Source organism: Sphingomonas sabuli (assembly GCF_014352855.1).
Taxonomy (GTDB): domain Bacteria; phylum Pseudomonadota; class Alphaproteobacteria; order Sphingomonadales; family Sphingomonadaceae; genus Sphingomicrobium; species Sphingomicrobium sabuli.
Genome location: NZ_CP060697.1, coordinates 849,288 through 874,162, shown reverse-complemented (window position 1 = coordinate 874,162; position 24,875 = coordinate 849,288). Strand labels below are relative to the sequence as shown.

At 67.2% G+C, this 24,875-nt stretch carries 24 protein-coding genes and 2 tRNA genes; 14 read left to right on the top strand and 12 right to left on the bottom strand.

All coding sequences use genetic code 11. The features are described 5' to 3' along the window. Window positions 1-41: 41 nt before the first annotated feature. The 4 genes from H8M03_RS04395 to H8M03_RS04380 are packed head-to-tail and all read right to left on the bottom strand — an operon-like array spanning window position 42 to window position 1,760. Window positions 42-479, bottom strand: coding sequence for a hypothetical protein (locus H8M03_RS04395; protein ID WP_187480528.1), 438 nt, complete (start codon window positions 477-479; stop codon window positions 42-44). Between the two features lie 2 nt (window positions 480-481). Next, window positions 482-850 carry a hypothetical protein gene (locus H8M03_RS04390; protein WP_187480527.1) on the bottom strand — a complete coding sequence of 123 codons (369 nt, stop codon included), beginning with the start codon at window positions 848-850 and terminating at the stop codon, window positions 482-484. Further along, complete coding sequence (locus tag H8M03_RS04385) at window positions 847-1,191, bottom strand: phage holin family protein (protein WP_187480526.1); 345 nt, start codon at window positions 1,189-1,191, stop codon at window positions 847-849. The genes H8M03_RS04390 and H8M03_RS04385 overlap by 4 nt, the downstream gene beginning before the upstream one ends. After that, entirely contained in the window at window positions 1,191-1,760 is a 570-nt protein-coding gene (locus tag H8M03_RS04380; protein WP_187480525.1) for a hypothetical protein, read from the bottom strand. Before H8M03_RS04380 ends, H8M03_RS04385 begins: the two co-directional genes overlap by 1 nt. 151 nt (window positions 1,761-1,911) lie before the next feature. Here H8M03_RS04380 and eno point away from each other — a divergent pair, with 151 nt between their 5' ends. The 7 genes from eno (at window position 1,912) to H8M03_RS04345 (ending at window position 7,607) form a co-directional block, all read left to right on the top strand. Further along, the gene (gene eno / locus H8M03_RS04375; RefSeq protein ID WP_187480524.1) at window positions 1,912-3,201 is read left to right on the top strand and encodes a phosphopyruvate hydratase; all 1,290 of its coding nucleotides are present in this window, start codon (window positions 1,912-1,914) and stop codon (window positions 3,199-3,201) included. A gap of 112 nt (window positions 3,202-3,313) precedes the next feature. Then, entirely contained in the window at window positions 3,314-3,583 is a 270-nt protein-coding gene (locus H8M03_RS04370) for an FtsB family cell division protein (RefSeq protein ID WP_246449096.1), read from the top strand. An 80-nt stretch (window positions 3,584-3,663) separates the two neighbouring features. Then, complete coding sequence (gene pdhA / locus H8M03_RS04365; protein ID WP_246449095.1) at window positions 3,664-4,704, top strand: pyruvate dehydrogenase (acetyl-transferring) E1 component subunit alpha; 1,041 nt, start codon at window positions 3,664-3,666, stop codon at window positions 4,702-4,704. Continuing rightward, window positions 4,704-5,054, top strand: a complete 351-nt coding sequence (locus H8M03_RS04360) for a DUF4440 domain-containing protein (protein WP_187480522.1) — start codon at window positions 4,704-4,706, stop codon at window positions 5,052-5,054. Before pdhA ends, H8M03_RS04360 begins: the two co-directional genes overlap by 1 nt. Continuing rightward, window positions 5,054-6,478, top strand: a complete 1,425-nt coding sequence (locus tag H8M03_RS04355) for a pyruvate dehydrogenase complex E1 component subunit beta (RefSeq protein WP_187480521.1) — start codon at window positions 5,054-5,056, stop codon at window positions 6,476-6,478. The genes H8M03_RS04360 and H8M03_RS04355 overlap by 1 nt, the downstream gene beginning before the upstream one ends. Further along, window positions 6,441-7,109 carry a squalene/phytoene synthase family protein gene (locus H8M03_RS04350; RefSeq protein WP_187480520.1) on the top strand — a complete coding sequence of 223 codons (669 nt, stop codon included), beginning with the start codon at window positions 6,441-6,443 and terminating at the stop codon, window positions 7,107-7,109. Before H8M03_RS04355 ends, H8M03_RS04350 begins: the two co-directional genes overlap by 38 nt. A 54-nt stretch (window positions 7,110-7,163) precedes the next feature. After that, window positions 7,164-7,607, top strand: a complete 444-nt coding sequence (locus H8M03_RS04345) for an EF-hand domain-containing protein (protein ID WP_246449093.1) — start codon at window positions 7,164-7,166, stop codon at window positions 7,605-7,607. 262 nt (window positions 7,608-7,869) lie between these two features. Here H8M03_RS04345 and H8M03_RS04340 read toward each other — a convergent pair whose 3' ends face one another. Further along, window positions 7,870-9,123: a L,D-transpeptidase family protein gene (locus H8M03_RS04340; protein WP_187480518.1), complete on the bottom strand. Its 1,254-nt coding sequence runs from the start codon at window positions 9,121-9,123 to the stop codon at window positions 7,870-7,872. A gap of 155 nt (window positions 9,124-9,278) precedes the next feature. Between H8M03_RS04340 and H8M03_RS04335 the strand changes: the two genes are divergently transcribed. From H8M03_RS04335 to H8M03_RS04325, 3 genes are read left to right on the top strand one after another with little or no spacing between them, the layout of a single operon-like run. Further along, on the top strand, window positions 9,279-10,349 hold the full coding sequence (locus H8M03_RS04335; protein WP_187480517.1) for a PA0069 family radical SAM protein: 1,071 nt from the start codon (window positions 9,279-9,281) through the stop codon (window positions 10,347-10,349). A gap of 55 nt (window positions 10,350-10,404) precedes the next feature. Then, window positions 10,405-11,772 carry a M20/M25/M40 family metallo-hydrolase gene (locus tag H8M03_RS04330; protein WP_187480516.1) on the top strand — a complete coding sequence of 456 codons (1,368 nt, stop codon included), beginning with the start codon at window positions 10,405-10,407 and terminating at the stop codon, window positions 11,770-11,772. Window positions 11,773-11,795: 23 nt separating this feature from the next. Next, a complete protein-coding gene (locus H8M03_RS04325) occupies window positions 11,796-12,065 on the top strand; it encodes a hypothetical protein (RefSeq protein ID WP_187480515.1) in 270 nt (89 codons plus the stop codon). 61 nt (window positions 12,066-12,126) lie between these two features. On the opposite strand, the gene H8M03_RS04320 is transcribed toward H8M03_RS04325, so the two are convergent. Beyond that, a tRNA-Pro gene (locus H8M03_RS04320) sits at window positions 12,127-12,203 on the bottom strand. A gap of 303 nt (window positions 12,204-12,506) precedes the next feature. Between H8M03_RS04320 and H8M03_RS04315 the strand changes: the two genes are divergently transcribed. Beyond that, window positions 12,507-12,959, top strand: coding sequence for a hypothetical protein (locus tag H8M03_RS04315; protein ID WP_187480514.1), 453 nt, complete (start codon window positions 12,507-12,509; stop codon window positions 12,957-12,959). Between the two features lie 225 nt (window positions 12,960-13,184). On the opposite strand, the gene H8M03_RS04310 is transcribed toward H8M03_RS04315, so the two are convergent. Together H8M03_RS04310 and H8M03_RS12880 are read right to left on the bottom strand one after the other, a co-directional pair. Then, window positions 13,185-13,259, bottom strand: a tRNA-Ile gene (locus H8M03_RS04310). Window positions 13,260-13,311: 52 nt separating this feature from the next. Further along, entirely contained in the window at window positions 13,312-14,793 is a 1,482-nt protein-coding gene (locus H8M03_RS12880) for a sensor histidine kinase (protein WP_187480513.1), read from the bottom strand. Window positions 14,794-15,224: 431 nt separating this feature from the next. Here H8M03_RS12880 and gyrA point away from each other — a divergent pair, with 431 nt between their 5' ends. From gyrA to H8M03_RS04290, 3 genes are all read left to right on the top strand, one after another. Continuing rightward, window positions 15,225-17,918, top strand: coding sequence for a DNA gyrase subunit A (gene gyrA / locus H8M03_RS04300; protein WP_187480942.1), 2,694 nt, complete (start codon window positions 15,225-15,227; stop codon window positions 17,916-17,918). Between the two features lie 45 nt (window positions 17,919-17,963). Continuing rightward, the gene (locus tag H8M03_RS04295) at window positions 17,964-19,106 is read left to right on the top strand and encodes a hypothetical protein (RefSeq protein ID WP_187480512.1); all 1,143 of its coding nucleotides are present in this window, start codon (window positions 17,964-17,966) and stop codon (window positions 19,104-19,106) included. A gap of 71 nt (window positions 19,107-19,177) precedes the next feature. After that, complete coding sequence (locus H8M03_RS04290; protein ID WP_187480511.1) at window positions 19,178-19,633, top strand: host attachment family protein; 456 nt, start codon at window positions 19,178-19,180, stop codon at window positions 19,631-19,633. 4 nt (window positions 19,634-19,637) lie between these two features. On the opposite strand, the gene H8M03_RS04285 is transcribed toward H8M03_RS04290, so the two are convergent. From H8M03_RS04285 to H8M03_RS04270, 4 genes are all read right to left on the bottom strand, one after another. Next, window positions 19,638-20,069 carry a DUF488 domain-containing protein gene (locus H8M03_RS04285; protein ID WP_187480510.1) on the bottom strand — a complete coding sequence of 144 codons (432 nt, stop codon included), beginning with the start codon at window positions 20,067-20,069 and terminating at the stop codon, window positions 19,638-19,640. Between the two features lie 4 nt (window positions 20,070-20,073). Beyond that, complete coding sequence (locus H8M03_RS04280) at window positions 20,074-21,417, bottom strand: O-antigen ligase family protein (protein WP_187480509.1); 1,344 nt, start codon at window positions 21,415-21,417, stop codon at window positions 20,074-20,076. Then, window positions 21,414-22,535, bottom strand: coding sequence for a tetratricopeptide repeat protein (locus tag H8M03_RS04275; protein WP_187480508.1), 1,122 nt, complete (start codon window positions 22,533-22,535; stop codon window positions 21,414-21,416). The genes H8M03_RS04280 and H8M03_RS04275 overlap by 4 nt, the downstream gene beginning before the upstream one ends. 73 nt (window positions 22,536-22,608) lie before the next feature. Continuing rightward, on the bottom strand, window positions 22,609-24,831 hold the full coding sequence (locus tag H8M03_RS04270) for a GumC family protein (protein ID WP_187480507.1): 2,223 nt from the start codon (window positions 24,829-24,831) through the stop codon (window positions 22,609-22,611). Window positions 24,832-24,875: the final 44 nt, after the last annotated feature.

The window sequence follows — 24,875 nt, the reverse complement described above, 5'->3', positions numbered from 1 at the left end:
TCCGCTACCAGCAAAGCGACCGTTTGCGAACCGCCAGATTTCTAGCGGTTGCTGCCGGCCTTGTCCTTGAACTGGCCAACGGCGGCCTGGGCGGTCGCCTTGGCGGCTTCGCTGGCCTTGTCGGCAATGTTGTCCGGGGTGAGGCCAAGCTCGCGCAGCTTTTCGGTGCCGGTTTCGCGGGCGGCACGGGCAGCGCCCTTGGCCGCGCCGGTGACCCGGTCGCCATAAGGCTTGAGCAATTCGCGTTCGCGGCGGCTGGCCGGGATCAGCGCGGCGATCAGCGCACCGGCGGCAATGCCCGCGCCAAGCGCGATCAGCGGCGCGGTCTCGATCGCCTCGTTGGTTTTAGCCGCGGCGCTCGACGCGGTGTCGAGGGCGCTGTCATAGGCGTCGATCGCGCGTTCGCGGACGTCGCCGGCGACGCCCTGGTTCGGGGTCGTGCGGCCGTCGGTGCGGTTGGTGTTGTCGAAATCGGTCATGGTCAGTCCTCCACATTCTGGCGCGCGCGCCTGGCACGCGATGTATTCGGTTGGTGACGGTCGGTGTCCGGCGTGTTGTCCTTGTCCTTGCCGCGGTTCCACAGCTTGCTGGCGAGATCCATCAACGGTTCGCGAGCGAGGAACAGGCCGAGCGCCGCGGCGGCGCCCGTGGCGGCGAGCGGCCGGGCGCGGACCGCGTCGACCGCTTCCTCGGCGAGGTCGGCGCCGCGCGACTTGGCATTGTCCCACGCGTCACGGGCGAGGGTCTTTGGCGCGACCCGTTGCTGCAATTCCTGAAGCAACCCGACCATGCGGTGCTGGGCAGTATCGGCGCGCTGGCGGGCGGCGCGCACTTCCGGCGTATCGATCACGACGGCTTCCTCAACTTTTCCGCGCCCAGCCAGCCGAGTCCGGCGGCGACGGCGCCGATCAGGACGAAGGCGGCAAGGCCGGCAAGCAGCGGACTCATCAGCGTCGACAAAGCGACGAAGATCGCGATGCACAAGGCGTTGACCGCACCGAGCCCGACCACGCCCGCAAGCACGAACAGCATGACGGGCGTGCGGTACGACTTGGCCTTGGCCGCCGCGATGGCCTTGGCGTATTCCGCCTCGGCCCGCGCATAGACTTTGCCTTCGTCGACGAGTTCGCTGACGATCGCGCCAATGGGGCGCTCGTCATGCGGCGGGCTGGGATCGGCCGGCTTGAGCATCAGCTGCGCGAGCCGTTGCTCCGGTCGTCATCGCTGTCGAGCCCGGACTTGATCAGGCGGGCAAGCGCGAAGCCGACGATGGCCGCGCCGGCCAGCGCGATGCCGGGGCTCTTGCGGACGAACTGGCGGGTGTCGTCGATCAGTTCGTCGGGATCCTTGGTGGCCAGCTTGCTGGCGGTGCTGTCCAGCGCCTGCGCGGCGCGGCGGGCGTAATCGCCATATTCCGGGCCGAGACGCTCATCGAGGCCGTCGGCGGTGTCGCCGACCAGGCGGCTGACGTTCGACAGCGCCTCGGAGCCGCGCTCCAGCCCCTGACCGACAAAGCCGCGGGCCTTGCCGGCGGCTTCGCCGCTTAGCTTGCTGCCCTGCGAGCGGACCTTGTCCATCAGGCCGGTGGCGGTGCCGCCGGTGGCCGTGGTCGAGGACGTCGCGGTCGTCGTGGTGCCGGTGCTGGTCGTCGCAGACGTGCCCGGGGTGCGGTTGCCGGTGGTCGAACCGGTGTCGGTTTCCATCGCCCCGTTAATGATCGAATCGGTGCCTTCGGGAAGGTTGGTATTCTGCTGAACCATCGTCGGTACTCCTTTTGCCGTTCAACCCTGCAGCCGCCCGCACGTTCCCCTTGGCGGCGCGAAAGTTGCGCCCCTGCCGCCCATGCCTATAGGGCGGCGTCGTCGCCGCCCCGCCGGCGGCAATCATTACGCCAGCGTAAGAAGGAATGAAATGAGCGCCATCCAAGCGATCCGCGGACGCCAGATTCTCGACAGCCGCGGCAATCCCACGGTCGAGGTCGACGTGACCCTGGAGGACGGCAGCTTTGGCCGCGCCGCGGTGCCGTCGGGCGCATCGACCGGGGCGCACGAGGCGGTAGAGCTGCGCGACGGCGACACGGCGCGCTGGGGCGGCAAGGGGGTCGGCAAGGCGGTCGATGCGGTCAATGGCGAGATCGCGGAAGCGCTGGCCGGCCGCGACGCCGCGGACCAGGGCGACGTCGATGCCGCGATGATCGCGCTCGACGGGACCGAGAACAAGGGCCGGCTGGGCGCCAACGCCATCCTTGGCGTGAGCCTGGCGGCGGCCAAGGCGTCGGCCGCGTCGGCCGGACTGCCGCTCTACCGTTATCTGGGCGGCGCGGCGGCGCGGACCCTGCCAGTGCCGATGATGAACATCCTCAACGGCGGCGCGCACGCCGACAACCCGATCGACTTCCAGGAATTCATGATCATGCCGGTCGGCGCGGCGAGCTTCTCCGAAGCGCTTCGCTGCGGCACGGAAGTGTTTCATGCGCTCAAGGCCGACCTGCACCGGGCGGGCCTGTCGACGTCGGTCGGCGACGAGGGCGGCTTTGCACCCAACATCGGCTCCGCGCGCGAGGCGCTGGACCATGTGATCAAGGCGATCGAGGTCGCGGGCTATGCCGCCGGCAGCGACGTGGTGCTGGCGCTGGATTGCGCGGCGACCGAATTCTATCGGGACGGCGCCTATGCGATGGACGGCGAGGGCCGGACCCTGTCGTCGGAAGAGATGGCCGACTATCTGGCGCAGCTGGCCGCCGACTATCCGATCGCGTCGATCGAGGACGGGATGGGCGAGGACGATTGGGACGGGTGGAAAATGGTCACCGACCGGATCGGCGACCGGGTCCAGCTGGTCGGCGACGACCTGTTCGTCACCAATGTCAAAAGACTGGCGCAAGGCATTGAAAAGGGGATCGCCAATTCGATCCTGGTCAAGGTCAACCAGATCGGCACGCTGACCGAAACCATCGCCGCCGTGCGCCTTGCCCAGCAGAACGGCTTTACCGCGGTCATGTCGCACCGGTCGGGCGAGACCGAGGATGCGACCATCGCCGACCTCGCCGTCGGACTCAACGCCGGGCAGATCAAGACCGGCAGCCTTGCCCGGTCCGACCGGGTGGCCAAGTACAACCAGCTGCTGCGGATCGAGGAAGAGCTGGGGACCAGCGCGGTCTATCCCGGCGTGGCGGCGATCGCGGCCTATAATCGCGGCTGAATCAACAGCTTTCGCGGACGAATTAAGGAATTCGCTTGCAAGTGCGACTCACTCGTGATTCTTGGGGATCGGGATGGGTGGCAAACGCAATCTAGGACTGGTTCGCCGGGCCATGTGGCCGGCGCTCGCACTGCTGATCGTCGGCAATTTCGCCGGCTATGCGGTGGCGGGCCCGAACGGCCTGCTTGCCTGGGGCGGCTATCACCGCGACTTGCAGGAGCGCAAAGCCGAGCTGGCGAGCCTCGAGGCGGAGAAGGCGCAGCTCAAACACCGGTCCCGGCTGCTCGACCCGCGGAAAGCCGATCCGGACATGGCCGACGAGCTGGTCCGCCGCGACCTCGGGCTGGTCCGACCCGACGAAGTCGTCGTGCCGTTGAACTGAATCGTCCCTCCGGCGGTTGCTGCATGGCGGCGCCTTTCTTATAGACGCCGCGCCCCGACACAGCCGCGAAAGAGACGCCAGTGGCGCGATCCGACAAAGCCAAGACCGATACCAAAGCCGATGCGGGCAAGCGCCCGCCGGAGCCCCAGAGGTTCAAGGCCGACAAGGACCAGCTGCTCGATTTCTATAAGGAAATGCTGCTCATCCGCCGCTTCGAGGAGCGGGCGGGGCAGCTGTACGGCCTCGGCCTGATCGGCGGTTTCTGTCACCTGTACATCGGCCAGGAAGCGGTGGCGGTCGGGCTGCAGAGCGCGATGACCGTCGGCAAGGACAGCGTCATCACCGGCTATCGCGACCATGGCCACATGCTCGCTTACGGCATCGATCCCAAGGTGATCATGGCCGAACTGACCGGCCGCGAAGCCGGCATTTCCAAGGGCAAGGGCGGGTCGATGCACATGTTCAGCGTCGAACATGGCTTTTACGGCGGGCACGGCATCGTCGGCGCTCAGGTGCCGCTGGGCTCGGGCCTGGCCTTTGCGCACAAGTATCGCGGCGACGGCGGCGTGTGCCTGGCCTATTTCGGCGACGGCGCGGCCAACCAGGGGCAGGTTTACGAGGCCTTCAACATGGCCAAGCTGTGGAACCTGCCGGTGATCTACGCGATCGAGAACAATCAATATGCGATGGGCACGTCGGTCGCGCGGTCGGCGTCCGAGCCCGATTTCTATAAGCGCGGCGAGAGCTTCCGAATCCCCGGCATCCGGGTCGACGGCATGGACGTGCTGGCGGTGCGCGGAGCGGCGGAGATGGCGCTCGACTGGGCGCGCGAGAACGGGCCGATCATCCTCGAGCTGATGACCTATCGCTATCGCGGCCATTCGATGAGCGACCCGGCCAAGTATCGCACGCGCGAGGAAGTGCAGGACGTGCGCAGCCACCGCGACCCGATCGAGCATGCCGCCAAGGAGCTGGAGAAGCTGGGCGTCGGCGAGGACGAGCTGAAGGCGATCGATAAGGAGATCAAGCAGATCATCGTCGACGCCGCCAAGTTCGCCGAAGACGCGCCCGAGCCCGATCCGTCCGAGCTGTTCACCGACGTTCTGGTGGAGAGCTATTGATGGCCATTACCGACGAAAACCTGTGGCACGGCGAGGAGCGTCTGTGGCTCGAGGGCAGCTCGGCCTATGGCGAGCTGGTCGACGACGACTGCCTGATGCTGTTCGGCGAAACCGGCATCCTCGACCGCGACCGGGCGATGATCTCGCTGATGTCCGGGCCGCGCTGGACCGCGGTCGACATGCAGGAACGGCACGTCACCCGGCCCGGCCGCGAGGCGGTGGTGCTGGCCTATCGCGCCGAAGCGCAGCGCGACGGCGGCGACCCCTATCGCGCATATTGCTCCAGCACCTATCGCGGCGGCGATGAGGGCTGGAAACTGATCCAGCACCAGCAAACGGTGATCAACTGATGGGTATCGAACTGAAGATGCCGGCCCTGTCCCCGACGATGGAAGAGGGCACGCTGGCCAAGTGGCTGGTCAAGGAAGGCGACGAGGTGTCGAGCGGCGACATCCTGGCCGAGATCGAGACCGACAAGGCGACGATGGAATTCGAAGCGGTCGACGAGGGCACGATCGCCAAGATCCTGGTCCCGGAAGGCACCGACAACGTCAAGGTTGGTCAGCCGATCGCGATCCTTGCCGGCGAAGGCGAAGACGCGTCGGCCGCGGCCAGCGCGGCGCCGCAGGCGGACGCGGACGTGCCCGACCAGCCGCGCCCGTCGGACCAGAAGACGCAAGGATCGGCGATCGAGGACCACGGGCCGCAGAACGCGGAAACCGGCACCGACCAGCTTAACGTCGCGGCGGCCAAGGCCGAGGTGCGAGACCCCGACGTGCCCGAAGGCACGAAGATGGTCGAAACCACGGTGCGCGAGGCGCTGCGCGACGCGATGGCCGAAGAAATGCGGGCCGACGACCGCGTCTTCGTGATGGGCGAGGAAGTGGCCGAGTATCAGGGGGCGTACAAGGTCACCCAGGGCCTGCTGCAGGAATTCGGACCCAAGCGCGTGGTCGACACGCCGATCACCGAATATGGCTTTGCCGGACTCGGCACCGGAGCGGCGATGGGCGGGCTGAAGCCGATCATCGAGTTCATGACGTTCAACTTCGCGATGCAGGCCATCGACCACATCGTGAACAGCGCGGCCAAGACCAATTACATGTCGGGCGGCCAGATGCGCTGTCCGGTGGTGTTTCGCGGCCCCAACGGCGCGGCGTCGCGCGTGGCCGCGCAGCACAGCCAGAATTACGGGCCGTGGTACGCCAGCGTGCCCGGCCTGGTGGTCATCGCGCCCTATAGCGCGGCCGACGCCAAGGGGCTGATGAAGGCCGCCATCCGCAGCGAAGACCCGGTCGTCTTCCTGGAAAACGAGTTGATGTACGGCCAGACTTTCGAGGTGCCGGAGCTGGACGATTACGTGTTGCCGATCGGCAAGGCGCGGATCGTGCGCGAGGGCGCGGACGTGACGCTGGTGACCTATTCGATCGGCGTCGGGGTGGCGATGCAGGCGGCGGAAACGCTGGCCGGCGAAGGGATCGAAGCGGAAGTCATCGACCTGCGCACGCTGCGGCCGCTGGACAAGGACACGGTGCTGAAAAGCCTGGCCAAGACCAACCGCATGGTGGTGGTCGAGGAAGGTTGGCCGACCTGTTCGATCAGTTCGGAAATCATGGCCATCGCGATGGTCGAGGGCTTCGACGACCTGGACGCGCCCGTGCTCCGCGTGACCGACGAGGACGTGCCGTTGCCCTATGCCGCCAACCTCGAAAAGCTGGCGCTGATCAAGGTCGAGGATGTCGTCGAGGCCGCCAAGCGCGTCTGCTATCGCTGACGAGGACGCGCTCGGCGGGGACCGCGCGCTCGCCTTGCTGCATATGCCCGCGCCGGTGCGCCCGGCCGTTGCCGCCATGTTCGCGGTCGACGTCGCGATGGGCGATGTCGTCGCCCGCGCCACCGACCCCAATCTGGCACGCATCAAGCTGGCGTGGTGGCGCGAACAGCTCGAAGCGCTCGACGGCGGCGCGCCGCCGGCCGAACCGCGCTTGCAGGCGGTTGCCGCCGAGCTGATCGGCCGGGGCATTGCCGGGCGCGACGTCGCCGCTCTGGAACCGGGCTGGGCGACCCTGCTGGACGACCGCGCGGACCCCGAGCATGTCGCGGGCCGCGGCGTCGTGCTGTTTGACCTTGGTGGACGGCTGCTGGGCGAGGGCGATGCGAAGCTGGGCGCGGCGGGCGCGCTCTATGCGCTGACGTCGGTCGGCCGGCGCGGCGTGCCGCACCTGATCGAACCGGCGCGCGGCCACGGCGCGATGCTGGCCGGTCATCGCTTTCCGCGCGCGCTGCGGCCGCTGACCATGCTGGCACGCGCCGCGTTGCGCGACCTGGAGGGCGAGGAGGCGGAAGGCAGCCGCGGCCGGGTGCTGGCCATGCTCCGCCATCGCTGGAGCGGCCGCATCGGTTGACAGCGGCGCGTCCATTTCGGACGATGATCGCGCCGAATCTCCGAAGTTGCGGAGATGATCGTGACGCGTTTCCTTGCCGGGGCCCTCGCCTCCTTCCTCATGCTTACCGGTGCCTTCCTGCTTTGGCAGGGCAGGGCGCAGGATCCCCAGGACTTGCCGCCCGCGCCGCCGCCGCAGGCTGCGGTGCCGTCGATGGTCGACCAGCAGCCGCTGGTCGCGCCCGAAGCGACGCCCAAGAGCCGCGAGCAGAAACGGTTCGACCGCGCCGACAAGGACAATGACGGCAAGATCGTCATGACCGAGCTGCTCCAGCCGCGGCGCAAGAGCTATGCCAAGCTGGACACCAACGGCGACGGTCGGCTGTCGTTCGAGGAATGGGCGCACACTACCGTCGACAAGTTCAGGAAGGCCGACGGCGACCGCAACGGTGCGCTCACAGCAGCGGAATATGCCACAACCGCGCCCAAGCGTCGGACCAAGCCAAAATGCGGGTGTTGAGCATGCTGTCCGACACGAGGGCGTGGCTCACGTTTATCATGAGCTGAACGACCACCAGCGAAAGAACGGTGATGTCGGCGGTGTATACCAGAAGCTTGCCAATCGCGGCCGGCGCAGCGGGCTGCGCCAGCTTGGGGTGCGCGAGCGCTTGCAGGGAAACCAAAGCATCCACGCCCGGTCAACCGCGCGCCGGCGGGGGCGTTGCTTCATTTCATCGCCAACGGACCAGTCTCTTGGTCCGTGTGAACAGCCGGCTAGGCAATCACTCGGAAGTGGATGCAATGTCGACGGAGTCGAGGGTCACTCGCGAAAGCAATTTCTCGTCGCGGTTGTACGGATCGGCGCGGAAGGCGACGCCGTCGGCGGTCGGAGCGGCGGTAAAGTAGGTGATGTAGACCGGCACGGGATCGGGAACGTCGACGCGCTCGTCGGTCTCACCGGTCGAGTTGGGCTTGCCGCCGAACGCCCATTTGAGCAGGCGGTCGGCGTCCTGCAGGCGGATGCAGCCGTTGCTGATCCACCGGTTTTCGGCCTGGAACATCGGTTTTTCCGGTTCCGGCACGTCGTGAAGATAGATGCCGAAGTCGTTGGGAATCATGAATTTCATGTCGCCCATCGAATTCCATTCGCCGGGACCGCGGCGCAGCCGGACATCGACCGTTCCGGCGGCGACGCCCTTCCAGTCGACCGACGCCGGGTCGATCTTCGCGGCATCGTCTTCCCATCCGTCGAACACCGCGTAATCGCGTTCCTCCAGATAGGCGACGCCCTGTTCCACCACCCGCGGCGCGACCAGATTCTTGGCCAAGTCGGGCGGGACGTTCCAATAAGGCTGCAGCTGCACGTAGCGCAGTTCGGCGGCCATCATCGGCGTCTGCCGTTCGGCATCGCCGACGATGACGTTCATCGAATCGACGACCTTGCCGTCCTCGTAGACGTAAAGTCGTGCGGCGCCGGCATCGACGAGAATGTAGCGCGCATTGTCCTGCGCGGTCGGCAGGCGGCGGGCGCGTTCCATGTTGAGGATGATCATCCGCTCGAAATGTTCGCTGCCGCGATTGAGCGAGGCGAGCGTGCCGTTGCCGGCGACGCCGTCCGCCTTCAAACCGTGCGCGGCCTGGTAATCGCGCACCTGCTTTTCGAGCGCGGCGTCGAAGCTGTCGCCTGCGGCAAGGCCGAGGCGCTGGCGCAGAAGGGTGACGCGCGCATCCTTCGATCCCGGCTTCAGCGCCACCGTGCCGGTCGGCACCTGCACCTGCGGCAGGTCGCCCCAGCGCTGGCGATATTTCATCAGCCCGCGGCGAAGGTCGGTGTAGCGGTCGTTGACCGGCACGTACAAATCGATCGGCGCGCCGCTCCAGTCCTTGAAGCCCATCGTCCGCAACAGCTCGTTGCGGCGGTCGATCTCCGGCTTGATCTCCGGGTCGATGTAGATGAGGTCGACGCCCTGCTCGATGCTGGGCGGAAGCTCGATCGGCTCGAGCGGCTGGTCCTGCGCAAGCACAGGCGACGACACGGCTGCGGCCAATGCCGCGCAAATTGCAAATCCCACCCTCATGAGCGCGATCCTACCAGCCGCACATGAACGCCGCCAGAATCCATCCCCGCGTTTTTCGCTCGTCCTGCCGTCAACGTTCTTGTTTTGTTCACGCACGGGCATAGACTGGGCCCATGCCGACCGAGTCGATCAACGGGCGCGGGGCCACCCGCAACGTCACCCCGACGCGCTTCAACCTGAAGGCGCGGGCGGCCGACGGCGACTGGCTCGACCAGGTCGAAGCGCTGGACGGGGTACAGCCGCGGCAGACGACGGTGACGATCGAACGGCCACGCACCATCCTGACCCGCAACAATTCGCCCGACATCGGCTTCGACCGGTCGGTCAATCCGTATCGCGGGTGCGAACATGGCTGCATCTATTGCTTCGCGCGGCCGACCCACGCCTATCACGACTTGTCGCCGGGCGTGGATTTCGAAAGCCGCCTGTTCGTGAAGCCCGACGCGGCGGCCTTGCTCCATCAGGCGCTGGCCAAGCCGGGGTACGAATGCGCGCCGATCGCGCTGGGCACCAACACCGATCCGTACCAGCCGATCGAGGAACGGTGGCGGATCACGCGGTCGATCATCGAGCTGCTGGCCGAGCACAAGCATCCCTTCACCATCACCACCAAGTCGGACCGCGTGCTGCGCGATCTCGACGTGCTGAAGCCGGTGGCGGCGCTGGGGCTGGTGGCGGTGGCGATTTCCGTCACGTCGCTCGATCCCGCGACCAGCCGCATCCTGGAACCGCGCGCGCCGGCCGGCCGCAAGCGGATCGCCGCCATCCGCCGGCTTAACGCCGAAGGCGTGCCGTGCCACGTGGCGATCGCGCCGGTCATTCCGCAGGTTACCGACCATGAGCTGGAAAGCATCGTCGAGGCGGCCGCCGAGGCCGGCGCGCGAGGCGGTTTCTACCTGCCGGTGCGCCTTCCGCACGAGGTCGCGCCGCTGTTCCGCGACTGGCTGAAGGAGCATTTCCCGGACCGCGCGGGCAAGGTGATGAGCGTCATCCGCCAGATGCGCGGCGGCCGCGACAACGACCCCAATTTCTTCAGCCGGATGCGCGGGCAGGGCGTGTGGGCCGACCTGTTGCGCACGCGGTTCGAGAAAGCGGCCCAGCGGTACGGCCTGCCGCCGGCCAAATTCCCGCTGCGCCGCGACCTGTTCGAACCGCCGCAGGGCGACCAGTTGCGGCTGTTGTAGCCGGATCGCGGCGAAAGCCGGTGGCGGCGGCGCAAGCGGTTCGCTAGGCAAGGGCATGACGCGCCTTTTCCTGCTTGGCCTTGCCGCCGCGATCGCCGTTCCCGCCGCCGCCCAGACCGTCCCCGCGCGAGTGGCGCAGCTGCGCGACGCGGCGCTGGCGGACGATTATGCCTGGGACATCACCGAAGGGCTGACGACCGAGGTCGGGCCGCGGCTTGCAGGGACCGAAGCGGAGGCGCGGGCGCGGGCCTGGGCGGTTGCGCGGCTGACCGCGATGGGTTTTGCCAACGTGCGCATCGAGCCGTTCGAGCTGCCGGTGTGGACGCGGGGGTTCGAAAGCGCGGAAATCGTCGCGCCGTTTCCGCAGCCGCTGGTGGTCGCGGCGCTTGGCAACAGCGCGTCGACTGGTCCGCAAGGCATTACCGGCGACGTCGTCGGGTTCGATTCGCTGGCCGAGCTGGAGGCCGCGCCCGAAGCGGCGGTGCGCGGCAAGATCGTGTTCGTGTCACACGCCATGCCGCGGACGATGGACGGATCGGGCTATGGTTATTTCGGCGGGCCGCGGCGGCAGGGGCCGGGCATTGCCAGCGCCAAGGGCGCGATCGGCATCGTCGTTCGCTCCATCGGCACCGATTATCACCGCAACCCGCATACCGGCACGATGCAGTTCCCCGACGGGGTGCGGCCGATCCCGGCCGGCGCGCTCAGCCTGCCCGACGCCGAGCAATTGCAGCGCATCCTGAAGCGCGGTCGCCCGGTGACGATGCGGCTGGTGCTGGTCTCTCAGACCGGCCGCGGCCAGTCCGGCAACGTCATCGCCGAAGTACCGGGGCGCGACCCGTCGCTGCCGCCGGTGCTGGTCGCCGGGCATCTCGACAGCTGGGACCAGGGCACGGGCGCGATCGACGATGCGTCGGGGGTCGCCATCGCCGCGGCAGCGGCCAAGCGGATCATGGACGCGGGCCAGCCGCTGCGCACGATCCGCGTCGTCTGGTTCGGCGCGGAGGAGACCGGCCTGTTCGGCGGCCTCGCCTATCAAAAGGCGCATACCGAGCCGCATTATGCGCTGGCCGAGAGCGATTTCGGCGCCGGCCGCATCTGGCAGGTGACAAGCAAGCTGGGCAAGGAGCGCGACGCGGAGGCGCGGGCGCTGCAGGCCGCGCTGGCGCCGCTCGGCATCGTGCCGGGGCCGACCGACAAGGCGGAAGGATCCGACATCGGGCCGATGCTGGAAGCCGGCGCCCCCGGTGTAGGGTTGAGCCAGGACGGCACCTATTATTTCGATTACCACCACACGCCCGACGACACGCTGGACAAGGTCGACAAGGACGCGCTGCGGCAGAACGTCGCCGCGTGGACCGCGATGCTTGCCGTGCTGGCCGGGCCGGTCAATGCGGAGCCGAAACGGCCCCGCGGGCGTTAGGATATCAAATCAGGGAGATTGAAATGCGTTTGTTGCTTGCCATGCCCTTGCTGTTCACCGCCGCGTGCAGCGTCAACAACGATGCCACCAATGACGAAGTGACCGTCCAGTACGACCAGAACGAGATGGAAGAGGTTACTGCCGACATGGGCGCCGCCGCCGAAAACGCAGGCGAGGCGATCGGCAACGTCGCCGAAGACGCGGCCGGCGCGGTCCGCAACACCGATGTCGACATCGACGTCGACACCAACGCCAACGACAACGACACGACCGCGGACGCCAACCAGCAGTAAGCGAAGCGCGGCGGCGCGGATGCCCGGGCGGGCAACGCCAGCGCGATGTCGTGCAATGGATTGGTCGGGGAGACAGGATTCGAACCTGCGACCCTCTGCTCCCAAAGCAGATGCGCTACCAGGCTGCGCTACTCCCCGACTTCTCGAAGCCCTTAGATTTCTAACGGATTCGAAGCAATCGACCATGACGCCGCTCGACCGATTTGGACCGAGCGCGTCACAGTATCCACGGACTCCGCACAGAGCGCTCCGTTGTAAATGCGGGCATGAGATACGAAGAGTCTGCGCCGGATGACACCGAAACCATCGCCTTAATCGCGGAGACCACGGATCCCGCGCGCGCTGCCCAAAAGCGTGCGGAGCAGCAGGTGAAGGCGCGCGAAGTATGCGTCGGCTTAATCCATTGCGAACATTCGACAGCCGCCGTAGCCATTGTCGCGGATGTTGGACCTTCTTTGGCACTTGCGCGGTTCCGTCGCGCTCGACAGCGTCGGCCCGAATGCAGCCGCGCTCGACCGCGTAGAACAGTTACTGGAGAGGCAACGGAAAAGCGTGAGCGAGCGCGGTTCAGATTATCTTATTTTCGACGACCCCTTGTGGAGCAACCCGTTTGGACCGAACTGGCTCGCAATGGTGATTTACGACCGTGGTCGGTTCTGGATTGAGCAAAGCCTGCACGAGCGAAGGTTGCGCTACGACGTGCGCAGCCTTCACGGCATGGTTTTCTGCTTGTTCGCCGCCTTCACTGCGTTCTTCTTCGGGCTTGCTGACGACGGCCTTTCTGGAGGGCTTAAGTTCGCGGCTGGGGCATTCGCTTGGCTCTACGGCATGAACATCTTGCTGGCATTGGTCCGAGTGCCTTCTGCCATCCGTAAGGCTGTTACCAGGGGTTAGCCCAAGGTCCGCGTTCCGGCCAAAGCTGACCCATTTAAGCGCCAGTTTCACGGAATATCCACGGACCCGGAGCGGCTCTTTCCGCAAATGCTTAGAACAGCTGCCTTTTTCGAGCGCCGTCCTTTGCTCCCAATGCAGATGCGCTACCAGGCTGCGCTACTCCCCGACGTCCGCGCGCTTAGACGCGGCCCGGCGCTTTGGAAACCCGGCACGCGCCGGTGCGGGTGGTGGGCCCGGAGGGATTCGAACCCCCAACCTAGCCGTTATGAGCGGCCGGCTCTACCGTTGAGCTACAGGCCCCAGCCCGGAGGCCCGCAGCGATAGAGGCTGGCGCCGCGCGCGCCAAGCCGGATCAGTCGCGCGGCAATTCGAGGATGAAGGCATCCGACGCGAGCACCAGCGACGCGCCCGCGGCCCTGGCCAGCCCGCGCACGAGGCGCAGCGCGAAGCCCTTGCCGAACGTGTCGTCGCCGGTCCCCAGAAGGTCGGCATCGGACACGCCGCGAAGCGCCCGCGGGCGGGAAATGGACACGCGGCAGCAGGTGTCGCGGTCGTCGACCGACAAGCGCAACACTTCGCCCTCTTCGGCAGCATCGATGGCGACGCCGCACATCCGCGTGACCAGCCGCCGCGCCAGTTCGGGGTGGAAGCTGACGGTCAGGTCGCGGGTCGAACGCGCGGCATCCAGCGTGGCGCCGCGGGCCTCGGCCATCTCGCGCAGCGCCGGGCTGCTGTCTTCGACCAGCGTGCCAAGGTTGAAGCGGGTCCGCTCGCTGCCGTTGCCGGAGCCCAGGCGGGCGGCGAAGTCGAGATCCTCGACCGCGGTCAGCAGCAGTCGCGCCTGGCCGACGATGTCGGCGGCGCGGGCGCGGTAGCGGTCGCCGGCCGGGCCCAGATATTCGCCGGTGATCATCTCCGCGAAGCCGATGATGGCATTCAGCGGAGTGCGGATTTCATGGGCCAGTTCGCGCATCGAGGTCGGTGCGTGCGCGGCAAGGCTGTCGGCGTCGGCGCGTTCGGCCAGACCGCGATAGCCGGCAAAGCGGCCGCTGGCGCGGTCGAAGGCGGGCACGCCGCTGATCTTCCAGGTGCCGCCGACGGTGGCGTCGGCCGGCAGTTCGAGCAGGCCGTCCTGGAACGGCGCGCGCGACCCGAACGCGCGTTCGACGACCTTGTCGATGCCGGCGCCGACGTGGGCGATGGATTGGCCGACCAGCGCGCCGCGCGGAGCGCCGTCGACCCAGTCGATCTCGCCCGCCTCGTTGCATTCCCAGCGGAACAGCTGCGGCGGCGCGCCATCGGGCGCTTCGATCGGCGCGGCGTCTTCCTCGTCGCGGGCGTGGCGGATCCGTTCGATGCGCGCGACCACCTCGCTGATCGACGGAATCAAGTCGGATTGCGCCGGTTCGGCGGGCTGGTCAGGTTCGAGTGCGGGCGGCGCGGGCTGCTGCGGCTGTTCCGAGCGCATCGCGGCGATGAAGCCGCGGCATTCCTCGCTCGCGGCGCCGGCGACTTGTTTCCATTCCGACGCGGTCAGGCGGGCGCTGGCAAGGACCGGCGCGGCGACGGCAAGGGTGTCCGCGGCAAAGGCCGACACCAGCCGTTCGGGCAGGGGCAAGGCCGCGACCGCGAGGGCGGCGGCAATGCGGACGCGGTCGTCGATCGAGGCGCGGTCGGCGGCAATGGCGTCGATCGCCTGCCGGACCAGGGCGTCGTCGCCATTGGCCGGGCTGCGCGCGACGAGCTCGACCAGCTGGCGCCAGCGCACGGCACGGTCGTGGGCTGTCGTCGGCTGTTGCGCCAGCACGGTGTAAAGGCGATCGTCGAAACGCAAACGGGATCTTTCGCGGCAAGTCTTTGAACGTGGCTGTCCAACGCTTGCTCTATGCCAAGGGGGCAGCGGAAAAAGTGACTATTCGTTAACTATCCCGAAACGGGACAGCGACGTATCCGAATTGAACACGCCGCCGAAATGCGCGCGCGGGCAGGTCCCGCCGAATTGGCGAAATCGCCTAAAATTCGTTGGGGAAAAGTCGGGCGTTCTCGCGCGCGTATACGCGCAGGCGCGCGTGCGCGGGGTGGCGCCCGGCACCATCATCGGCTAGGTTGTCCGGGAATGGGAACGGCCGCCGGTCCGCGGTCGTCGCCCGCCTTGCGTAATCATGTGAACAGATAGGAAAAGCCTTGGCCACCCTGCCGCCGGCGGACGAAGAGCGCACACCCGAAGAACCGGGCGATATCGCGCCCATCTCGATCATCGACGAGATGAAGACCAGTTACCTCGATTACGCGATGAGCGTGATCGTCAGCCGCGCGCTGCCCGACGTGCGCGACGGGTTGAAGCCGGTCCATCGGCGAATCCTCTATGCCTGCGACGAGGCCGGCTATGTCGCCGGGCGGCCGTATCGCAAGTCCAGCCGCATCGTCGGCGACGTGATGGGTAAATATCACCCGCACGGCGATAGCGCGATCTACGACGCGCTGGCGCGCATGACCCAGCCATGGTCGATGCGCGTGCCGCTGATCGACGGGCAGGGCAATTTCGGATCTATGGACCCCGATCCGCCCGCTGCCATGCGCTATACCGAAGCGCGGCTGGCCAAGGTCGCCAACTTCCTGCTGGCGGACATCGACAAGGACACGGTCGATTTCACGCCCAACTACGACGCCTCGGAGACCGAGCCGCAGGTGCTGCCCGCGCGCTTTCCCAACCTGCTGGTCAACGGTGCGGGCGGAATCGCGGTCGGCATGGCGACCAACATCCCGCCGCATAACCTTGGCGAAGTGATCGCCGCGTGCCGCGCCTTCATGGACGATCCGGCAATCACGTCCGAAGGCCTGATGGCTTATGTGAAGGGGCCGGACTTCCCGACCGGGCCGCTGATCCTTGGCCAGAGCGGGATTCACAGCGCCTACACCACCGGCCGCGGGTCGATCATGATGCGGTCGCGCTACACGGTCGAGGAAGGGCGCAACGATCGCCGGTCGGTCGTCCTGACCGCCATCCCCTACCAAGTCGGCAAGGCCGGACTGGTGGAAAAGATCGCCGAGGCCGCCAAGGACAAGCGGATCGAGGGCGTCGCCGACATCCGCGACGAATCGAACCGCCAGGGCGTGCGCATCGTCATCGACCTGAAGCGCGACGCGACCCCTGAAGTAGTGCTCAACCAATTGTGGCGCCACACGCCGGCGCAATCCTCCTTCCCGGCCAACATGCTGGCGATCCGCAGCGGCCGGCCGGAAACGCTGACCCTGCGCGACTTCATCGAAGCGTTCATCAGCTTCCGCGAAGTGGTCATCACCCGCCGGTCGAAGTTCGAGCTGATGAAGGCGCGCGAGCGGGCCCATATCCTGCTTGGACTGGTGGTCGCGGTGACTAACCTCGACGAGGTGGTGAAGCTGATCCGCAGTTCCGAAAGCCCGGCGGTGGCGCGCGAGAAGCTGCTGGCCCGCAACTGGCCGGGCGAGGAAATTCGCCCGTACATCGCGCTGGTCGAGGCGGTCGAACCGCAAAGCGGCAAGAAGGATTACCAGCTTAGCGAAGCGCAGGTGAAGGCGATCCTGGAGCTGCGGCTCCACCGCCTGACCGCGCTTGGCCGCGACGAGATCGGTGGCGAGTTGAAGGAGCTGGCGGATTCGATCGGCGAGCTGCTCGAGATCCTCGGCAACCGCGTGCGCCTGTACGAGGTGATGCGCGAGGAGCTGGACGAGGTCGAACGCGAATATGCGACCGACCGCATCACCGAGCTGGCCCCGGCCGCCGACGGCATCGAGGACGAAGACCTGATCGAGGTCGAGGACATGGTCGTGACCGTCACCATGGGCGGCTATATCAAGCGCACCCCGCTTTCGATCTTTCGCGAGCAGAAGCGTGGGGGCAAGGGCCGCAGCGGCATGGCGACCAAGGAAGAGGACGTCGTCACCGAATTGTTCGTCACGTCGACGCACAACCCGGTGCTGTTCTTTTCCAACCTTGGCCGGGTGTACCGGATGAAAGTGTGGCGGCTGCCCGAGGGCGGGCCGAACACCAAGGGCCGGCCGATGGTCAACATCTTGCCGCTGGCCGAGGGCGAGACCATTTCGACCGTGCTTGCCCTGCCGCAGGACGAAGCCGAGTGGGGCGGGTTGCACCTGATGTTCGCGACCGCGCGCGGGCTGGTCCGCCGCAACAGCATGGACGCCTTCACCAACGTCCCGTCCAACGGCAAGATCGCGATGAAGTTTTCCGCCGGCGACGACGAGGCGGAGGAAGACACCACCGACCGGCTGGTCGGGGTGCGGTTGCTGAGCGAGGAGGACGACGTCCTGCTGGCGACCCGCAACGGCAAGGCGATCCGGTTCAAATCCACCGACGTGCGCGAATTCCAGTCGCGCAGTTCGACCGGCGTGCGCGGCGTCCGCCTGCTTGGCGACGACCGGGTGATTTCCATGTCGGTGCTGCGCCGCGCCGGGACCACGGCGGAAGAGCGCGAAGCCTATCTGCGCGCGCCGCAATGGCGCGACAATGACGGCGCCGACGGGCTGACGCCCGAGCGCTATGCGGAGATGGCCGAGAAGGAGCAGTTCCTGCTGACCATCACCGAGAACGGTTATGGCAAGCGCTCGTCGACGTTCGAATATCGCCGCACCAACCGCGGCGGGCAGGGCGTCACCAACATCGTCACGTCGGAACGCAACGGCGGCGTCGTCGCCAGCTTTACGGTGCGGCCGGGCGAACAGCTGATGCTGGTCACTGACCAGGGCAAGATGATCCGCACCACCGTCGGCGACATCCGCATCGCGGGCCGCAACACGCAGGGCGTCACCATCTTCCGCATCGGCGACCGCGAAAAGGTCGTCAGCGTCGCCCGCATCGACGAAAGCGACGAGGAAGAGCTCGAGGGCGAAGCCGAAATCTCGCCGCTGCCCGACGCGACGGTCGGCGAGGACCTGGCGTCGGGTCCCGAAGACGGGGAGTAGGTCTTAATCCTTCGGTAGCCGCCGGTCCGCTATCGTTTCGATGGCATGCGCGAGCACGTGGACATTGAAACCGCCGTCCGGACGGGGATCATCGGCGAAGACCAGGCCACGGCTCTGCGCAACCTCGACGCGCGGCAGACCGGCGCCAGTGCCGCGACGATGGAGCGGGTCGAGGTGCCGACCAGCTTGGCCGACATCATGATCGCGGCCGGGCTCGGCGTTTTGATGCTCGCCGGGATTGCCATGATCGGCATGGTCCCGCCGATCGCGTTGGGGCTGATGGCTTTCCTTTTCTGGATGAGCCGCCGACACACAATCGAGCGCGGGCGAGCTGCGACGGCTCACGTGATCTTCTTTTTCTTCGCCGTCCTGCTGAGCCTGATGGCACTGTACGCGGCCTTCGGATTTTCAAGCAGGGTTTTCGAAGGCCGCGACGCGCTGACCGATGCGTCCGGATTGTGGCTGGTCGGGCTGATCGTCACCTTTGGCTGTTGGTTGTGGTGGCGCTGGGCGCGCCTGCCGATGGCCGTCGCCGCGGGCTGGGTCGCGTCGCTCAACCTTGCCACCAGCCTGCTTCGGCTGGTCATGACCGACCCGTCGAACGTGCTGGTCAACCTCGTCACGCTTGGCTGGGGCGTCGTCCTTCTTGGCGTCGCCCTGTGGTGGGACCTGACCGACATCCGCCGCGAAACCGTGCGCAGCCGGGTCGCCTTCTGGTGCCATGTCGCCGCGGGCTTCTTCATCTCCGGCGCGGTGCTCAAATTGATGCTCGGTTCGCCCGGCGACGCGGCCGGATGGATGCGGCTCTACATCGCCGAGCACCCGGACGTTTCGGGGCCCGCGGCGCTGCCGTTCCTTGGCTTCTTCGCGGCGTGCCTGCTGCTGTCGCTGGTCATCGACCGACGGTCGCTTATTTTCGCTACCATGTACCAGGCGTTCGTCGCGATGGTCAGCATTACCGGCATTTTGCCGCTGGCGATGGCGACGGTGGGCGGCTTGCTGCTGGTGCTGGGATTGCGATGGCAGACGCTGCGCAAGGCACTACTCGATGTGCTGCCCGTGTCGGTCCGCGCCCAGGTGCCGCGCACCTCCATCGAGAATGCGGGCGTTCGCCCGACGCGGCGCCATGTCGAAATGCGTCCCCGGCGGTTTGGCCGGGCCCCGGCCCGCGAACCGTTCGCTGGATAGGGTGGCGTGGGGAACGCCGGACCGGCAGGCGGCGTTGGCTTGGCACACACTTCACTGGGAGATTTTCGCACATGGCCATCCGCAACGGAGCGCTCGTATTCGTCGGTGACGGGAAAAAGATGCTGTTCCTGCGCAACAAGGGGGATGCCGAAATCCTCGACCTGCGCACCGAATCGCATGACCAGCGCGAGGACGCGATGGACCGCGATCTCAAGACCGACGCACCCGGCGTGCAGGGTTCGCGCGCGGGCAGCGGCCGCGACACGATGGAGGAAACGGATTTCCACCAGCAGGGCGAGGACCGCTGGGTCAAGCAGGCGGCCGCTGAGCTGAACAAGCGGGCGTTGAGCAACGATTTCGAAGAGCTGGTGATCATTCTGCCGCCCAAGGCGCTGGGCGTGCTGCGCAAGGAATTGCACAAGGAAACCGAGAAGCGGATCGTCAAGACGGTCAACAAGGAGATGACCGACCGGCCGATCTCCGACATCGAGGAATTGCTGGCAGGCGAGGCCGCGCCGCCGGCCTGACGGCCTAGGCGAACAGGTCGATCACCTCCGCGTCCGGCGCTGCTGCGTCGAGCAACAAGGTGCGGTGGCAGCCGCCGGGATCGCGTTCGAAGCAGAGCAACGCGCTGGGCTTTTCCCGCGCCAGTTCGATCATCTGCGCGCTCTGGGCGATCGCTTCGGGCAGTTCGAGCTGGCCCGCGTAAATGCGTTCGAGCTCATCGTGGCGGCCGGCACGGGCGGCGGCGCGGCCGTCCGCCGGCGTTCCCAGCGCGCGCAGGTGGACGTAGTCGATCCCCGCTTCCGCCAGCGCGTTGCGCAGCGGGGTTTTCGAAAAGCCGGGCCGGCGGGAATTGGGAACGGCGCGGACGTCGATCACCCGTTCCACGCCCGCCTGTTGCAGCGCGCCGACGAATTCGTCCTGCGTTACGCCTTCGTAGCCGATGGTGAAGACGCGCACCGCGTCAACCGAGCGAGACGTGGCGGGCGGACCGGCGCTGGCCGGGTTGAGCGGTAGCGGCCGGGCGGAACTGGCCGGCGATCAGGGCGATGCAGGCGGCAAGGATGCAGGCGATGGCCGCGGTCCGCGCGGGGAAATCGACCACGCTGTGCACGAGGATCGCGGCCGACGCGATGGTCGCAGCCCGGGCGAAGGGCGCGCTCAGCTGCGACGTCCACACCCGGACGGACGCGAATGCCCACCAGCCGACGAACACGGCCATTAGGATCAGCCCGGCCAGGCCTAGTTCCAGCACTAGTTCGAGATAATCGTTGTGGGCGTGGTTGACGTAGCTGGGGGTGACCTGGGCCGGGTCTTCATATTGCCGGTAGACCTGCTCGAAGGTGCCGAGGCCCGTTCCGGCGGGAAAGCTGTCGGCGATGGCGCGGTTGGTCGTGGCCCAGATCTGGCTTCGGGAATCGACCGAACGGCTGGTCTCGCGGTCCTGCAGGACGGACACCGGTCGCGTGGCGAGCACCGCGATACCGGCGACGAGCGCGACGGCGGTGACGGGTAACGCAAAGCGCCGCCACGCCGCCGCGGCGGGAAGCAGGGTCACGCTGGCCAGCAGGATCGGCAGGGCCAGCAGATAGACGGCCAGCGACCCGTTGAGCGCGATCGCGACGAGCAGCAGCAGAAGCAGGGCGATACCGATCCCGTACCGCCCGGCGCTGGACCGGCGATCGGACTTGCTGGTGCCAAGCAGTGCCGCGCCGGCGGGGATCGCGACCAGCAGCAAGGTCGCCATGTGATTGCGGTTGGCGAAGAAACCGACCGCGCCCACGCTGCTGTTGGCATAGGGATAAGCTGGGCCGCCTTCGCCGCCGCCGGCCTGCACGGCGCCGAGCAGGATGGCGAGCACCGTCCCGCCGACGATGGCGATGGCAATGCGCCGCGGTTCCGGGGCGAGGTTGCGGACGCCGACGAATACGGCGATCGGCGGGATCAGCCAGAAAGCGGTGACCAGCGTCTGGTAGGGCGCCAGCGACAGGGGCAGCGAGGGCAGCGGCTGGCCAAGGACGCGGAAGCCCTCGACGATGGCACCGCGGCCGGGGAGGCCGGTCCATACGCCGGGCGGCAGCGGCACCAGTTGCACGGCGATTACTACAAGCGCGGCCATCAATAGCATTACGGGCAAACGCGCCAGCCACGGGCCGGAGGGCGCGGGCTGGAATGCGGCGCAGAAACCGATCAGCGCGATGCCGATCAGTTGCAGGGCAAGGTTGCCCCATACGCCCTGCGCGCTGCCGCCGAGGATAATCGCCAGCAACAGGTAGGCGGGGACGATCCAGGACCGCAGGCGGCTCATCGGGCGGCCCTCGCGATGACGACCGGGCCGATGCGCAAGTCGCTGTCCTGCGCCATGTCGCTGGCGGTTCCCTTGAGTGTCAGGGTCTGCGCCGTGCAGCCGTTGGGAATGGTGAAGCGGGCGCTGTCGCCCTTGCCCACCGGAAGAGTCATCAGCGGCGCGGACGATCCCGCGCAAACGAGCGTCCAGGCCAGCGCGCCTTCCGCCGCCGTGCCGCTGACTGGGGCCTGGAAGGTGTAGGCGCCCGGTGCGAGCAGCAGCGTCTGCGCTGCCAGCGCCATATTTTCTCGTCCGTAATATAGCACGCGCAAGCGGCCGTCCGCGGGCTCGGCAAAGCCGCCGCCGGCATTGCCGGTGGTGTAGGACCAGTCGAACGGCGGCGGTGCGGGGCCGCGCTGGAACGTGCCGTTGTAGAGCAGGGGCTGAGTGTCGCCCGCGACACCGGCAAAACGCCGCCACAGCGCATAGGCCGCCGGATAATCGCCGCCGTCGATCAACCCCCGGATCAGTCGCGTCTTCCATTCCTTGTCCTGCGGATCGGACGAGCGCGCGTCGGTCCCGGCAAGGGCCAGGCTGAGGTCGGCATTCGCGGGGTCGGCGGCAAGCGCGTTGAGCAGTGGCCGCTTGAGCAGCGGATTGGCCCGGATGACGGCGGCAAGTTCGTCCCGCGCGCCCGGCGTGCGGGCATAATCGGCCAAAGCGGGCACCAGCTGCACCGCGGTGCCGGGCAGAAGGCGCGACACGACCGCCATTTCCTGGACCGCGCCAATGACCTTGTTCTCACGCATCAGCGTGTCGGCCAGCAGGTAGCGGGCGGCGGCCGAGCGCGGTTGGCGCAGGCGCGCCTCGGTCAACAGCGTTTCGGCGCGGGCCAGATCGTCCGCGCGCGATGCCAGCGCCGCCCCGACGAGATAGGGTTCGATATTCAAAGGCGCGATCGCGGCCAGCCGGCGCAGCTTTTGCGCGGTCTGCGGCGGCGGCGGCGCGGCCTGTGCGGCGGCTGCGCCGACTTCGGCCATCGCGCCGGCGGCAAGCACGGGCGGGATGTCCGGCGCCAGCCGCGCGGCGCCGGCCGGATCGGCCGACACGATGCGCGCGGCAACCGTGACGCGCGTCACCTGCGCGGCGAGCAGCAGCGCCAGTATGGCGATTACCGCAATTGCCGCGGCGCTCCGCGGACGCGGCGTTCCGTCAGGCGTCGGACTGGTTCGGGATGAGCGCGATGGACGTGCGGTTCTTGTCGACTGCGCCATATTTCTCGCCGTACCCATACCCATAGCCGTAGCCGTAACCGTAGCCGTATCCGTAGCCATAAGCGGAGTGACGACCGGTCGCCTTGGTCAGCGTCGCGCCAAGGATATGCGCCCCTGCCGCCTGCAACTTGCCGATCGCTTCGCGGGCGACGCTGGTGCGGGTCTTCCCGGCTTCGATGACGAACATCACGTCCTTGACCATCGCTGCAAGCAATGGCGCGTCGGCGAGGCCAATGACCGGCGGGGCGTCAATGATCACGATGTCGAACAGGGACGACGCTTCGCGCACGATGGCCTGGAAGCGGCCGGTGGCGAGCAGGTCGGCCGGGTTGGGCGGAACCGGCCCGGATGCCAGCAGCGACAGGTTTTCGAAGTGGGTGGGCGAGATGTGTCCGCTGATCGGTTCGTGATTGGTGAGCAGCTTGGTCAGGCCGATATCGTCCGACGGCGACTTGAACGCCGGCTTGCGCAGGTCGCAGTCGATCAGCAGGACCGACTGGCCGCGGCGCGAATAGTTCTGTGCCAAGGCGAGCGCGCTCGACGACTTGCCTTCGCCCGGTCGCGAACTGGTCAGCAGAAGAACGCGCGGAACACCGCTTTCGGTGCTGAAGCCAAGCGAGGCCGCAATGGTCGAATAGGCTTCGGCGACGCCCGAGGTCGGGTCGCGCAGATCCTCGACAAAGTCGCCCTTGGCCGGACGCTTGGGCACGACGCCAAGACAGGCGAGGCCCAGCTTGGTGCGAATATCCTCGCGGTCCTTGATCGTATCGTTGAGATATTCGAGCGCGATCGCGGCGAGCAGTCCGGCGAGGAAGCCAAGGGTCAGCCCGACGATCAGGTTGAGCATCAGATTGGGCTTGAACGGCGCACCCGGCGGATCGGCGCGGTCGACGATGGACACCGGCGCGGTACCGATGCCGCCCGCGACGCCGATTTCCTTGTAGCGCTGAAGCAGGGCGTCATAGAGCGCGCGGTTGGTGTCGACGTCGCGCTGCAGGATGGCGTAGCGGATGCTGCGCCCGCGCAGGTTGAGCACGTCGCCCTTCAGCTGCGAAACGCGTCCGCGAAGCGCATTTTCCGCGGCAACGGCAGCCTGGTAATCGTTGCGCAGGGCGTTGACGCGGCCGGCGGCGACGTTCGAATTTTCCCGTGAAACCTGGCGGTCGAGCTCCGCGATCCGCGACCGCAGGCTGACCATTTCGGGATGTTCCGGCTTCATCAGCGTGCGCTTCTGCTGATATTCGCCTTCAAGCGCGGCGCGGCTTTGCCGCAAGGCCTGCGAGCTGGCCGTTTCGGTCGACGTGACGCCGCTGTTCTGCGCGGCGCGGTAAGCACCTTCGGCAGCGACCCGGCGCGCGGTCGCTTCGGACAGCGCGCGGTTGGTGTCCCCAAGCGACTGGCCGGTCGGCGAGTTGGCGTCGGTCGAAAGCGGGCTCGACCCCTGGTCGGTGGCGGTGTTGATGATGCCCTGCTGCTGCGCGTAGCTGACCAGCTGCCGCTCCGACTTTTCGAGGTCGCCGCGGGTCTTGGCGATCTGCCGTTCGAGGAAGTTGCGGGCGTAGGCCGAGCTTTCGTAGCGCCGTTGCAGGTTCGAATTGATGAAGCCTTCGGCCAGGCCGTTGGCGACCTGCGCAGCGAGAACCGGCGATTCGGAATCGTAGCTGAAGCTGATCAGCTGCCCCTGGTCCGGCGGGACGACGGTCAGGCCGCCGGCGACGACGTCGGTAGCGGACTTGAGCCGCTGCGCCGGGTCGCTTTCCTGGTCGACGACGTTCGGATTGTTGGCGAGGTTCAGGTCCTGCGCGACGCGTTCGGCCAGGCTGCGGCTGCTGAGCAGGCCGACCTGGGTGGCGACGAAATCCCATGGCGCGGGATCGTTGGAACGGTCGCCGCTTTCCTCGTCGAGGATTTCGACCGTCGGCGGATTGACCTGAAGAATGACCGACGCGCGGTACATCGGCGTCGTCAGCACCGTATAGACCACCGCCAGGGCAATGCCCGCGGCGACGGTCGCAAGGATCAGCCAGCGCCATTCGCGCAGGATGTGCAACACCGAGCGAAGGTCGAGCGTCGGTCCCATTTCGGGCTGCTGGGCGCCCGGGTCGACATAGGGCTGGATCGGCCAGGCTTCCGGGTTTGTAACGGCGAGGTCGCGGTTCACCGGGCAAATCCCGATGGAGCCGCGACCTGATTGGCGCAGCTTGT

Bases quoted from the DNA above. Each gene is read 5' to 3' on its own strand.
- H8M03_RS04395 (WP_187480528.1), bottom strand. From the start codon at position 479: ATGACCGATTTCGACAACACCAACCGCACCGACGGCCGCACGACCCCG.
- H8M03_RS04385 (WP_187480526.1), bottom strand. From the start codon at position 1,191: ATGCTCAAGCCGGCCGATCCCAGCCCGCCGCATGACGAGCGCCCCATT.
- H8M03_RS04380 (WP_187480525.1), bottom strand. From the start codon at position 1,760: ATGGTTCAGCAGAATACCAACCTTCCCGAAGGCACCGATTCGATCATT.
- eno (WP_187480524.1), top strand. From the start codon at position 1,912: ATGAGCGCCATCCAAGCGATCCGCGGACGCCAGATTCTCGACAGCCGC.
- H8M03_RS04370 (WP_246449096.1), top strand. From the start codon at position 3,314: ATGTGGCCGGCGCTCGCACTGCTGATCGTCGGCAATTTCGCCGGCTAT.
- H8M03_RS04360 (WP_187480522.1), top strand. From the start codon at position 4,704: ATGGCCATTACCGACGAAAACCTGTGGCACGGCGAGGAGCGTCTGTGG.
- H8M03_RS04355 (WP_187480521.1), top strand. From the start codon at position 5,054: ATGGGTATCGAACTGAAGATGCCGGCCCTGTCCCCGACGATGGAAGAG.
- H8M03_RS04350 (WP_187480520.1), top strand. From the start codon at position 6,441: ATGTCGTCGAGGCCGCCAAGCGCGTCTGCTATCGCTGACGAGGACGCG.
- H8M03_RS04345 (WP_246449093.1), top strand. From the start codon at position 7,164: ATGATCGTGACGCGTTTCCTTGCCGGGGCCCTCGCCTCCTTCCTCATG.
- H8M03_RS04335 (WP_187480517.1), top strand. From the start codon at position 9,279: ATGCCGACCGAGTCGATCAACGGGCGCGGGGCCACCCGCAACGTCACC.
- H8M03_RS04330 (WP_187480516.1), top strand. From the start codon at position 10,405: ATGACGCGCCTTTTCCTGCTTGGCCTTGCCGCCGCGATCGCCGTTCCC.
- H8M03_RS04325 (WP_187480515.1), top strand. From the start codon at position 11,796: ATGCGTTTGTTGCTTGCCATGCCCTTGCTGTTCACCGCCGCGTGCAGC.
- H8M03_RS04315 (WP_187480514.1), top strand. From the start codon at position 12,507: ATGTTGGACCTTCTTTGGCACTTGCGCGGTTCCGTCGCGCTCGACAGC.
- gyrA (WP_187480942.1), top strand. From the start codon at position 15,225: ATGAAGACCAGTTACCTCGATTACGCGATGAGCGTGATCGTCAGCCGC.
- H8M03_RS04295 (WP_187480512.1), top strand. From the start codon at position 17,964: ATGCGCGAGCACGTGGACATTGAAACCGCCGTCCGGACGGGGATCATC.
- H8M03_RS04290 (WP_187480511.1), top strand. From the start codon at position 19,178: ATGGCCATCCGCAACGGAGCGCTCGTATTCGTCGGTGACGGGAAAAAG.
- H8M03_RS04280 (WP_187480509.1), bottom strand. From the start codon at position 21,417: ATGAGCCGCCTGCGGTCCTGGATCGTCCCCGCCTACCTGTTGCTGGCG.